Origin of the sequence: Knoellia sp. 3-2P3 (assembly GCF_029223115.1) — a bacterium.
GTDB lineage: Bacteria > Actinomycetota > Actinomycetes > Actinomycetales > Dermatophilaceae > Pedococcus_A.
Genome location: NZ_JARGZE010000007.1, coordinates 1 through 11,496, shown reverse-complemented (window position 1 = coordinate 11,496; position 11,496 = coordinate 1). Strand labels below are relative to the sequence as shown.

The following is an 11,496-nucleotide window of genomic DNA, read 5'->3' as shown; positions in this document are numbered from 1 at the left end:
GATTCGCGCTCACATGTATAGTCATGCACATGATCCGGGCAGCGGTGGCAGGAGCGAGCGGCTACGCCGGGGGTGAGATCCTCCGGCTGCTCCTCGGGCACCCCGAGGTCGCGGTCGGGGCCGTCACCGCAGCCTCGAGCGCGGGGCAGCGGCTCGGAGCCATCCACCCGCACCTCACGCCGCTGGCCTACCGGGTGGTCGAGGACACCACCGCGCAGACGCTCGCCGGCCACGACGTGGTCTTCCTGGCCCTGCCGCACGGGCACTCGGCCGCCTTGGCGGCGCGGCTGTCCGACGAGGTCGTCGTCATCGACTGCGGGGCGGACTTCCGCCTGGGCGACGAGGCGGCCTGGACCTCCTTCTACGACACCCCGTATGCCGGGTCGTGGGCCTACGGGATGCCTGAGTTGTGCGTGGGGGCGGACGGCAAGCAGCGGGCCGAGCTGCAGGGCACGCGCCGCGTCGCGGTGCCGGGCTGCTACCCGACAGCCGTCAGCCTCGCCCTGGCGCCCGGCTTCGCCGCCGGCCTGCTCGACCCCGACGACATCGTCGTCGTGGCGGCCTCCGGCACCTCGGGCGCGGGCAAGTCGCCCAAGCCGCACCTGCTCGGCGCCGAGGTGATGGGTGCGATGTCGCCCTACGGCGTGGGCGGGGTCCACCGGCACACGCCGGAGATCGAGCAGAACCTCTCGGGCGTCCGCGGTGACGACGTGACCGTCTCGTTCACCCCGACGCTGGCGCCGATGCCGCGCGGCATCCTCGCCACCTGCACCGCGCGGGTGGTGGCCCCTGGTGACCTCGCCGCCGCCGAGGTCCGGGCTGCCTGGGAGAAGGCCTACGCCGACGAGCCGTTCGTGCACCTGCTGCCCGAGGGGCAGTGGCCCTCGACCGCCAGCGTGCTCGGCAGCAACAGCCTGCACGTGCAGGTCACGCTCGACGAGCGCGCCGGGCGGGTGGTGGCCGTCGCGGCGGTCGACAACCTCACCAAGGGCACGGCCGGCGCCGCTGTGCAGTGCCTCAACCTCGCTCTCGGCCTGCCCGAGACCACCGGCCTCCCGGTCGCGGGGGTGGCCCCGTGAGCCTCGGGATGCACCTCATGCGCCACGAGGCGCCGATCGCCTTCGCCCGTCTCGCCGCCGGCGAGGAGCCATCGTGGGACTGGCGCACCGGGCCGCTCAGCTCGATCACCTACACCGACAGCGAGACCTCGGTCGTCTGCGCCTTCGACGCCGTCCCCGAGGGCGTCGTCAAGCAGGGACCGCTGGTGGGTTTCGAGATCGCCGGGCCCCTCGACTTCACCATGGTGGGTGTCCTCTCCGGTCTGCTCGAGCCGCTCGCCCGGCAGCGCATCAGCATCCTGGCCCTCTCGACCTACGACACCGACTGGATCCTCGTCGACGCCGAGCGCAGCGACGACGCCGAGAAGATCTGGAAGCGCGGCGGGCACGCCGTCGCGCCGGCCCGCCTGAGCGGAGGTGCGTCGTGAGCGTCACCGCCCCCCAAGGCTTCCGGGCGGCCGGGGTCGTCGCGGGCCTGAAGACCAGCGGCGCGCCCGACGTCGCCCTCGTCGTCAACGACGGGCCCGACCACCACGGCGCCGCCGTCTTCACCAGCAACCGTGTGGAGGCCGCACCGGTCACCTGGTCGCGCCAGGTCGTCACCGACGGCCGGGTCGCCGCCGTGGTCCTCAACTCCGGTGGGGCCAACGCCTGCACGGGTCCGCAGGGCTTCGCCGACACCCATCGCACCGCCGAGCACGTCGCGGAGGTGCTGGGGGTCTCCGCCGGCGACGTGGTGGTGTGCTCCACCGGGCTGATCGGCGAGCTCCTGCCGATGGAGCGCCTGCTGGCCGGCGTCGACGCCGCTGCAGCGGGGCTGGCCGCCGACGGCGGACCGGCTGCCGCGACGGCGATCATGACGACCGACACGGTGAGCAAGCAGGCGCAGGCCGAGCGCGAGGGCTGGAGCGTCGGGGGCATGGCCAAGGGCGCGGGCATGCTGGCCCCGGCCCTGGCCACCATGCTCGTCGTCGTGACCACAGACGCCGTGGTCGAGCCCGGCACCCTCGACGAGGTGCTCCGGACGGCCACCGCGGCGACGTTCGACCGCATCGACTCCGACGGCTGCCAGTCGACCAACGACACCGTGGTGCTGCTGGCCTCCGGCGCCTCCGGGGTGGCGGTGCCGGTCGCCGAGCTCACCGAGGCGGTCACCGAGGTCTGCGGGTCCCTGGCCCGCCAGCTCATCGCCGACGCCGAGGGCGCCCACCACGACATCGCCATCGAGGTCCGCTCCGCCGCCAGCGAGGCCGACGCCCTCGAGGTCGGTCGGGCCGTGGCGCGCAACAACCTGTTCAAGTGCGCGGTGTTCGGCAACGACCCCAACTGGGGCCGGGTCCTCGCGGCCGTCGGGACCACGCAGGCTGCCTTCGAGCCCCAGCAGCTCGACGTGTCGATCAACGGGGTCCAGGTGTGCCGTGCGGGCGGGGTGGGGCAGGACCGCAGCCTGGTCGACCTCACCGGCCGCGAGGTGCACGTCCTCGTCGACCTGCACGCCGGCACCGGGCGCGCCACCGTGTGGACCAACGACCTGACCCACGACTACGTCCACGAGAACTCGGCCTACAGCTCATGACCGCACCCACCAGCGCCGCGCAGTCGGCCCAGCCGGGCCCGGCCGCGCGCAACACCATCCGCGGCACCATCGACGCCGCCGCCCTGCGGGTCGCCCAGTCCAAGGCCCAGGTCCTCGTCGAGGCGCTGCCCTGGCTCGAGCGCTTCCGCGGTGCCCTCGTGGTCGTCAAGTACGGCGGCAACGCCATGACCGACGACGCCCTCAAGGCCGCCTTCGCCCAGGACGTCGTCTTCCTGCGGTATGCCGGGCTGCGCCCCGTCGTCGTGCACGGCGGCGGCCCGCAGATCGCCGAGATGCTCGGCCGACTGGGGCTGGAGAGCGAGTTCAAGGGCGGCCTACGGGTCACGACGCCCGAGGTCATGGACGTGGTGCGGATGGTGCTCACCGGCCAGGTGGGCCGCGAGCTCGTGGGCCTGCTCAACCAGCACGGTCCCGTGGCCGTGGGCCTCTCCGGCGAGGACGCCAGCCTCTTCGGTGCGCGCCGCCGCTCCACCGTCGTCGACGGCGAGGAGGTCGACCTCGGCCTCGTCGGAGACGTCGAGACGGTCAACCCGTCGGCGGTGCGCGACATCCTCGACGCCGGCCGGATCCCCGTCGTCTCGACGGTGGCCCCCGACCTCGACGTCGACGGCCAGGTGCTCAACGTCAACGCCGACACCGCTGCGGCCGCCCTCGCGGTCGCGCTCGGGGCGCACAAGCTCGTCGTCCTCACCGACGTGGAGGGCGTCTACGGCGACTGGCCCGACCGCGACTCGCTGCTGTCGGAGCTGTCGGTCTCCGGCGCCAAGGCCCTCCTGGAGAGTGTCGACGCAGGCATGATCCCCAAGCTGGAGGCGTGCGTGCGCGCCGTGGAGCAGGGCGTCCCCCAGGCACACGTCGTCGACGGCCGGCAGCCGCACTCGCTGCTGCTCGAGGTGTTCACCTCCGAGGGCATCGGCACCATGATCGTCCCCGACAACCAGACCGACGACGACGGCCAGCCGGAGAGGGACCGCTGATGGGCGCACGCAACGACGAGCTGCTGGCGCGCTATCAGCGTTCGGTGATGGGCGTCTTCGGCCTGCCGCCGCTGGTGCTCGACCACGGTGCCGGGTGCCACGTCTGGGACGTCGACGGCAACCGCTACCTCGACCTCGTCGGCGGCATCGCCGTCAACGCCCTCGGCCACGGCCACCCGGCCTTGGTGGGCGCCGTCTCCAAGCAGGCGGCCGAGGCGATCCACATCTCGAACCTGTTCACGTCCGAGGCCCAGATCGCCTTGGCCGAGCGGTTGATCTCGGTCGCCGGGGCGCCCGAGGGCTCGGCCGTGTTCTTCTGCAACTCGGGCGCCGAGGCCGTCGAGGCGGCGATCAAGCTGAGCCGGCGCACCGGTCGCACGGGTCTCGTGGCCGCCGAAGGCGCCTTCCACGGCCGCACCACCGGTGCTCTCGCGCTGACGCACAAGCCTGCCTACCGCGAGCCGTTCGAGCCCCTGATCCCCGGCGTGCGGCACGTCCCCCACGGCGACGAGGCCGCGCTGCGCGAGGCCGTGACCGACGAGACCGCCGCGGTGGTCCTGGAGCCCCTCCAGGGCGAGGCGGGCGTCCTCAGCCCCGGCACGGCATACCTGCGCCTCGCGCGGGAGGTGACGCAGGAGCACGGCGCCCTGCTGATCCTCGACGAGATCCAGACCGGCATCGGCCGCACCGGCACGTGGTTCGCGTTCCAGCAGGCCGGTGTCGTGCCCGACGCCGTCACGGTGGCCAAGGGCCTCGGTGGGGGCGTGCCGATCGGCGGGCTCATCGCGTTCGGCGACCACAACGCCCACCTGCTCACCGCCGGCCAGCACGGCTCGACGTTCGGCGGGAACCCGCTGGCCGCAGCGGCGGGGCTGGCGGTGCTCGACGCGATCGAGTCCGAGGGCCTGCTCGAGCACGCACTCGCGGCGGGGGAGCACCTGGCCGAGGCGGTGATCGCGCTGCAGCACCCGCTCGTCACCGGGGTGCGCGGCGCCGGCCTCCTGCGCGCCATCACCCTGGCCGAGGCGGTCGCGCCGCAGCTGGCGGTCACCGCGCGCGAGGCCGGCTTCATCGTCAACCCCGTCGCGCCCGACGCGATCAGGCTCGCACCCCCGCTGGTGGTGAGCCTCGAGCAGCTCGACTCCTTCGTCGCAGCGCTGCCCGCACTCCTCGACGCCTGCACGACCCCCAGCCCGGAGGACACCCCATGACCCGCCACTTCCTGCGTGACGACGACCTCAGCGCGGAGGAGCAGCGCGTGGTGCTGCGCCGGGCGGCCGCGCTGAAGGCCGACCCGTACTCGGACCGGAGCCTGGCCGGCCCACAGTCGGTGGCCATCCTCTTCGACAAGCCGACGCTGCGCACCCAGGCGTCCTTCACCGCCGGGGTGGCGGCCCTCGGCGGCTACCCGATGGTCGTCGACGGCCGGCTGGCCGGCATCGGCGAGCGCGAGTCCATCGCCGACACCGCCCGCGTCCTCGGGCGGCAGACGTCGCTCATCGTGTGGCGCACCTTCGGCCAGGACCGCCTCGAGGAGATGGCCCGGCACGCCGGCGTGCCCGTGGTCAACGCGCTGACTGACCTCTTCCACCCCTGCCAGGTGCTCGCCGACCTGCTCACCGTGACCGAGCACAAGGGCGCGCTGCCGGGCCTCACGCTCGCCTACCTCGGTGACGGGGCCAACAACATGGCCCACTCCTACCTGCTCGGCTGCGCGCTGGCGGGCATGCACGTGCGCATCGGCGCCCCCGCCGGCCACCAGCCCGACCCCGCGGTGCTCGCCCGGGCCAAGGAGATCGCGGACGAGCACGGCGGCTCGGTCACCGTCACCGACGACCCGCAGGCCGCTGCCGCGGGCGCCGACGTGCTCGCCACCGACACCTGGGTCTCGATGGGCCAGGAGGAGCTCAAGGACGCCAAGGCCGGCAAGGGCAGCCCGTTCGTGCCGTACTCGCTCACCGGCGACCTGCTCGGGCACGCCGAGCCCGACGCCGTCGTGCTGCACTGCCTGCCGGCCTACCGCGGGCTCGAGATCGCCGCCGACGTCATCGAGGGCCCGCAGTCGGTCGTGTGGGACGAGGCCGAGAACCGGCTGCACGCCCAGAAGGCGCTGATGTCCTTCCTCCTCGAGGCGTCGTCATGACCGTCGCGACCAGCCGCACCGGGCGCCAGCGGCGCATCGTCGAGATCCTCGGCCGCACCGCGGTGAAGTCGCAGTCCGAGCTGCTCGACCTGCTCGCCGCCGACGACATCGAGGTCACGCAGGCGACGCTGTCGCGCGACCTCGTCGAGCTCGGTGCCGTCAAGGTCCGTTCCGGCCGTGCCCTCGTGTATGCCGTGCCGGGGGAGGGCGGCGACCGCACCGCTCGCCCCGCCCAGGACGGCCAGGAGGTGTCGGCCCGGCTGAAGCGGCTCTGCGAGGAGCTGCTCGTCTCGGCCGAGGCGTCGCACAACCTCATCGTGCTGCGCACCCCTCCCGGTGCCGCGAACTTCCTCGCCTCGGCGATCGACCACGTCGACCAGAAGGACATCCTCGGGACCATCGCCGGCGACGACACCATCATGGTGATCACCACCGGGCCGGCGGCCAGCGAGGAGATCGCCCGCCTGTTCCTCTCGCTCGCGGACAACCGCGAGTAGCCCGCCCACGAACCCCAGACCAGACCGCAGACCGCAGCAACACAAGGAGAAACCCGTGACCGAGCGCGTAGTCCTCGCATACTCCGGAGGCCTCGACACCTCCGTCGCCATCGGCTGGATCGCCGACGCCACCGGAGCCGAGGTGGTCGCCGTCGCGGTCGACGTGGGCCAGGGCGGGGAGGACCTCGAGGTCATCCGCCAGCGCGCCCTCGACTGCGGCGCGGTCGAGGCCTACGTCGCCGACGCCCGGGACGAGTTCGCCGAGGAGTACTGCCTTCCCGCGCTGCAGGCCAACGCCCTGTACATGGACCGCTACCCGCTGGTGTCGGCCCTGTCCCGCCCGGTCATCGTCAAGCACCTCGTCACCGCGGCCAAGGAGCACGGCGCGACCGTCGTGGCCCATGGCTGCACCGGCAAGGGCAACGACCAGGTCCGCTTCGAGGCCGGCATCTCCAGCCTGGTGCCGGAGCTGGCCTGCATCGCGCCGGTCCGTGACCTCGCTCTGACCCGCGACAAGGCGATCGACTACGCCGAGAAGCACAGCCTCCCGATCGAGACGAGCAAGAAGAACCCCTACTCGATCGACCAGAACGTCTGGGGGCGCGCGGTCGAGACCGGCTTCCTCGAGGACATCTGGAACGCCCCGATCGAGGACCTGTACTCCTACACGAAGGACCCGGCCCGCCAGCACGACGCCGACGAGGTCCTCATCACGTTCGAGGCCGGTGTCCCGGTGGCCATCGACGGCAACAAGGTCAGCGTGCTCGAGGCCATCCAGCAGCTCAACGAGCGCGCCGGCAACGCGGGCGTCGGACGTCTCGACATGGTCGAGGACCGCCTCGTCGGCATCAAGAGCAGGGAGGTCTACGAGGCGCCCGGGGCCATCGCCCTCATCGCCGCCCACCAGGAGCTCGAGAACGTCACGCTCGAGCGTGAGCTGGCCCGCTACAAGCGCGGGGTCGAGCAGCGGTGGGGCGAGCTCACCTACGACGGCCTGTGGTTCAGCCCGCTCAAGCGGTCGCTCGACGCGTTCATCGCCTCCACCCAGGAGCACGTCAGCGGCGAAATCCGGATGACCCTGCACGGTGGCCGCGCCACGGTCACCGGCCGCAGGTCCGACAGCAGCCTCTACGACTTCAACCTCGCCACCTACGACGAGGGCGACACCTTCGACCAGTCGCTGGCCAAGGGCTTCATCGAGCTCCACGGCCTCTCGAGCAAGATCGCCGCCGCCCGCGACCAGCGCCTCGCGCAGGGCTGACGTGGTGGTCATCCCTGAGGAGGGGAGCGGTGTGCCGGGCGCTCCGGCAGGTGCCGAGCGGGTGAGCCTGTGGGGCGGCCGGTTCGCGGGCGGCCCTGCGGACGCGCTGGCTGCTCTCAGCAAGTCGACGCACTTCGACTGGCGGCTCGCGCCGTACGACATCGCCGGTTCCCGGGCCCACGCCCGGGTGCTGCACCGCGCGGGGCTGCTGGACGACGCCACCCTCGAGGCGATGCTCGACGCGCTCGGCCGGCTGCTCGCCGACGTGCAGTCGGGGACCTTCGGGCCCGCCGGGGACGACGAGGACGTGCACACCGCCCTCGAGCGCGGCCTCATCGAGCGGGCAGGGCCCGAGGTCGGCGGCCGGCTGCGCGCGGGCAGGTCGCGCAACGACCAGGTCGCGACCCTGTTCCGGATGTACCTGCGCGACCACGCCCGTTCCGTGGCCGCGCTGGTGCTCGACGTGGTCGACGCCCTCGTGCAGCAGTCGCAGCGGCACCCGTCGGTGCCGATGCCGGGGCGCACCCACCTCCAGCACGCCCAGCCGGTGCTGCTTTCGCACCACCTGCTGGCGCACGCCTGGGCGCTGCTGCGCGACGTGCAGCGACTGCAGGACTGGGACGCCCGCACGAACGTCTCGCCCTACGGCTCGGGGGCCCTCGCCGGCAGCTCACTAGGCCTCGACCCGGAGGCCGTTGCCGCCGACCTCGGCTTCGCCGCCGCCGTCGAGAACTCCATCGACGGCACGGCCTCGCGCGACTTCGTCGCCGAGTTCGCGTTCGTCGCGGCGATGACGGCGGTCGACATCTCCCGTCTCGCCGAGGAGGTGGTGCTCTGGGCGACCAAGGAGTTCTCCTTCGTCACGCTCGACGACGCCTACTCCACGGGGTCGAGCATCATGCCGCAGAAGAAGAACCCCGACGTCGCCGAGCTCGCGCGGGGCAAGGCCGGTCGCCTCGTCGGTGACCTGGCCGGGCTGCTGACGACGCTGAAGTCGCTGCCGCTCGCCTACAACCGCGACCTGCAGGAGGACAAGGAGCCGGTCTTCGACGCCGTCGACACCCTCGAGGTGCTGCTGCCGGCCTTCGCGGGCATGGTGGCGACGATGCAGTTCAACACCCACCGACTCGCGTCGCTTGCCCCGCAAGGCTTCTCGCTGGCCACCGACATCGCGGAGTGGCTGGTGCGCGAGGGCGTGCCGTTCCGGGTGGCCCACGAGGTCGCCGGTGCCTGCGTCCGGGCGTGCGAGCAGCGCGGCATCGAGCTGTGGGACCTCAGCGACGACGACCTCGCGTCCATCTCGCCGCACCTGAACCCCGGTGTCCGGGAGGTGCTCAGCGTGCAGGGCTCACTGGCCTCCCGCGACGCCAAGGGCGGCACGGCCCCCGACCGGGTGCGTGAGCAGCTGGAGGCGGTGACCGCCGCCACCGCCTCCGCCCGGGCGTGGGCGGCCGCGGCCGTCAGCGTCCGCTGAGATGCCTCTCGGCCCGGCCCTGACGCGGGAGTTCTTCCGCGAGGACGTGCTCGACGTAGCCCCCGCGCTGCTGGGGGCGACGATCACGCACGCCGGCGTCACCGTCAGGCTCAGCGAGGTCGAGGCGTATGCCGGGGAGCAGGACCCGGGGTCGCACGCCTTCCGTGGTCCCACCCCGCGCACGGAGGTCATGTTCGGCCGAGCCGGTCACCTCTACGTCTACTTCACCTACGGCATGCACTGGTGCGCCAACGTCGTGACCGGCCACGAGGGGGAGGCCAGCGCCGTGCTCCTGCGCGCCGGTGAGGTCGTCGACGGCCACGCGGTGGCCGCGGCCCGGCGGGCCGGCATCGCGCAGCGCGACTGGGCCCGGGGACCGGCCAGGCTGGCCTCGACCCTGGGGCTGCAGGGCGAGCAGACCGGCCTCGACGCCTGCCTGCCCGACGGCCCCGTGGCCTTCCACGCGCCGGCTGAGCACGTGCCCGCCAGCCGGATCCGCACCGGTCCCCGCGTCGGTGTCGCCGGGGCCGGGGGAGACGCCGAGCGCTACCCCTGGCGGTTCTGGCTCGAGGGTGAGCCGAGCGTCTCGGCGTACCGCCCCGCGAAACCGCGTCGCAGGCAAGTTGAGGCATAGGGCAGGCTTGGCACTGCGCCGGGCACCCGGCACACCCAGGACCGAAGGAGCACAAGGAACGTGAGCGACATCCTCGACGAGCTGCAGTGGCGGGGGCTGGTGGCGCAGACCACCGACGAGTCCGCGCTGCGCGAAGCACTCGCCGACGGGCCGATCACGCTCTATTGCGGCTTCGACCCCACCGCGCCGAGCCTGCACATCGGCAACCTCGTGCAGCTCATCACCATGCGGCACCTGCAGCGGGCGGGGCACCGGGTGCTGTGCCTGGTCGGGGGTTCCACCGGCCTGATCGGTGACCCCAAGTCGACGTCCGAGCGCGACCTGCACGACGCCGACACGGTGGCCGACTGGGTCAAGCGGATCCAGCAGCAGGTGCAGCCGTTCCTCGACTTCGACGGCGACAACCCGGCGGTGATGGTCAACAACCTCGACTGGACGGCGCCGCTGTCGGCGCTGGAGTTCCTGCGCGACATCGGCCGGCACTTCCGGGTCAACCAGATGATCAAGAAGGACGCCATCTCCGCCCGCCTCAACACCGAGCAGGGCATCTCCTACACCGAGTTCAGCTACCAGCTGCTGCAAGGGATGGACTACCTCCACCTGTTCCGCGAGTTCGGCTGCACGCTGCAGACCGGGGGAGCCGACCAGTGGGGCAACCTCACCGCCGGGTCGGACCTGATCCACCGGGTGGAGGGGAGGTCGGTGCACCTGCTGACGACCCCGCTCATCACCAAGGCCGACGGCTCGAAGTTCGGCAAGACCGAGTCGGGCACGGTGTGGCTCGACCCCGAGATGATGTCGCCGTACGCGTTCTACCAGTTCTGGATCAACGCCGAGGACGCGTCGGTGATCTCCTACCTCAAGGTCTTCACCGACCGCGGGCCCGAGGAGATCGCCCGGCTCGAGCAGTCGCTGGCCGAGAAGCCGTTCCTCCGCGAGGCGCAGAAGGCGCTGGCCGCGGACGTGACGACCCTCGTGCACGGGGCCGAGCACACGGCCACGGTGCAGGCGGCCTCGGAGGCGCTGTTCGGGAAGGGCGACGTGACGTCCCTCGACGAGCGCACGCTGGTCGACGCCACGGCCGAGCTGCCGGGTGCCGAGGTCCCGGTGGGCACCTCGGTCGTCGACGCGCTGGTGGCCGCCGGGCTGGTGGAGTCGCGCAAGGCGGCGCGTCGAGCCATCGACGAGGGCGGGGCGTCGGTGAACAACGCGAAGGTCACCGACACCGAGGCCGTGCTGGGGGAGGGCGACTTCCTCCACGGCCGGGTGGCCCTGCTGCGCCGTGGACGCAAGTCGCTGGCGGCCGCGCGGCGACCGGCCTGAGCAGGAGCACCCCAACGACGAAGGGGCCCGGTGTGCAGCACGCACACCGGGCCCCTTCGTCATGAGGTCCGGCCGGGGGCTCCACGGGCCCGCAGGCCGCTGACCTGCGGATTTGTCTTTCTCGGCGGGCTCCCCGTAATGTTCTCTTCGTCAGCCCGACAGGGAGGAACGGACACCACCGCGGTCACCACCGCGAAGCAGGCCGGTCCCGGGGCAGACAACCACCAGACCGAATCCCCGGTACCGATGTCGATCGGATCCGCCGGCGGTCACTCTAGCGCCGAGCGCGAGAGGGTGGAACGCCAGGCTGCGCAACCAGGCTCCGCAGAGCGGATTTGGAAGCCGGCAGGGTGAGGAAGTACCTTAGATGAGCCCCGGACGCCGAAGCGAAAAGCTGAAGCAGAAGGTGCGCGTCCGAACCTTGAGAACTCAACAGCGTGTCAAAAATCGATGCCAATTACCTCGTCTCGAGGGGTGTCTGAACCAGCTTGATGGTTGGGGATGTGCTTTTCGATTCGATTTTCCTTTGGTT

11 protein-coding genes are annotated in these 11,496 nt (G+C 72.1%); all 11 read left to right on the top strand.

Annotated elements, in window-relative coordinates:
- Positions 1–29: 29 nt before the first annotated feature.
- Genes argC through tyrS form a run of 11 tightly spaced genes read left to right on the top strand, consistent with a single transcriptional unit; the run spans position 30 to position 10,964 of the window.
- On the top strand, positions 30–1,079 hold the full coding sequence (argC, locus tag P0Y31_RS17455; protein WP_275871732.1) for an N-acetyl-gamma-glutamyl-phosphate reductase: 1,050 nt from the start codon (positions 30–32) through the stop codon (positions 1,077–1,079).
- Positions 1,076–1,486, top strand: a complete 411-nt coding sequence (locus tag P0Y31_RS17450) for an ACT domain-containing protein (RefSeq protein WP_275871730.1) — start codon at positions 1,076–1,078, stop codon at positions 1,484–1,486. Before argC ends, P0Y31_RS17450 begins: the two co-directional genes overlap by 4 nt.
- The gene (gene argJ, locus P0Y31_RS17445) at positions 1,483–2,634 is read left to right on the top strand and encodes a bifunctional glutamate N-acetyltransferase/amino-acid acetyltransferase ArgJ (RefSeq protein ID WP_275871728.1); all 1,152 of its coding nucleotides are present in this window, start codon (positions 1,483–1,485) and stop codon (positions 2,632–2,634) included. Before P0Y31_RS17450 ends, argJ begins: the two co-directional genes overlap by 4 nt.
- Positions 2,631–3,632, top strand: a complete 1,002-nt coding sequence (gene argB / locus P0Y31_RS17440) for an acetylglutamate kinase (RefSeq protein ID WP_275871727.1) — start codon at positions 2,631–2,633, stop codon at positions 3,630–3,632. The genes argJ and argB overlap by 4 nt, the downstream gene beginning before the upstream one ends.
- Positions 3,632–4,843, top strand: a complete 1,212-nt coding sequence (locus P0Y31_RS17435; RefSeq protein WP_275871725.1) for an acetylornithine transaminase — start codon at positions 3,632–3,634, stop codon at positions 4,841–4,843. Before argB ends, P0Y31_RS17435 begins: the two co-directional genes overlap by 1 nt.
- On the top strand, positions 4,840–5,775 hold the full coding sequence (gene argF, locus P0Y31_RS17430; protein WP_275871723.1) for an ornithine carbamoyltransferase: 936 nt from the start codon (positions 4,840–4,842) through the stop codon (positions 5,773–5,775). Before P0Y31_RS17435 ends, argF begins: the two co-directional genes overlap by 4 nt.
- Positions 5,772–6,272: an arginine repressor gene (locus P0Y31_RS17425; RefSeq protein WP_275808281.1), complete on the top strand. Its 501-nt coding sequence runs from the start codon at positions 5,772–5,774 to the stop codon at positions 6,270–6,272. Before argF ends, P0Y31_RS17425 begins: the two co-directional genes overlap by 4 nt.
- Before the next feature lie 55 nt (positions 6,273–6,327).
- Entirely contained in the window at positions 6,328–7,533 is a 1,206-nt protein-coding gene (locus tag P0Y31_RS17420; protein ID WP_275871721.1) for an argininosuccinate synthase, read from the top strand.
- 31 nt (positions 7,534–7,564) lie between these two features.
- Positions 7,565–9,007 (top strand): argininosuccinate lyase, encoded by a 1,443-nt coding sequence (gene argH / locus P0Y31_RS17415; protein ID WP_275871719.1) that lies wholly within the window; start codon positions 7,565–7,567, stop codon positions 9,005–9,007.
- A gap of 1 nt (position 9,008) precedes the next feature.
- On the top strand, positions 9,009–9,641 hold the full coding sequence (locus P0Y31_RS17410; protein WP_275871717.1) for a DNA-3-methyladenine glycosylase: 633 nt from the start codon (positions 9,009–9,011) through the stop codon (positions 9,639–9,641).
- Between the two features lie 60 nt (positions 9,642–9,701).
- Complete coding sequence (tyrS, locus tag P0Y31_RS17405) at positions 9,702–10,964, top strand: tyrosine--tRNA ligase (RefSeq protein ID WP_275871714.1); 1,263 nt, start codon at positions 9,702–9,704, stop codon at positions 10,962–10,964.
- The last annotated feature ends 532 nt before the right edge of the window (positions 10,965–11,496 follow it).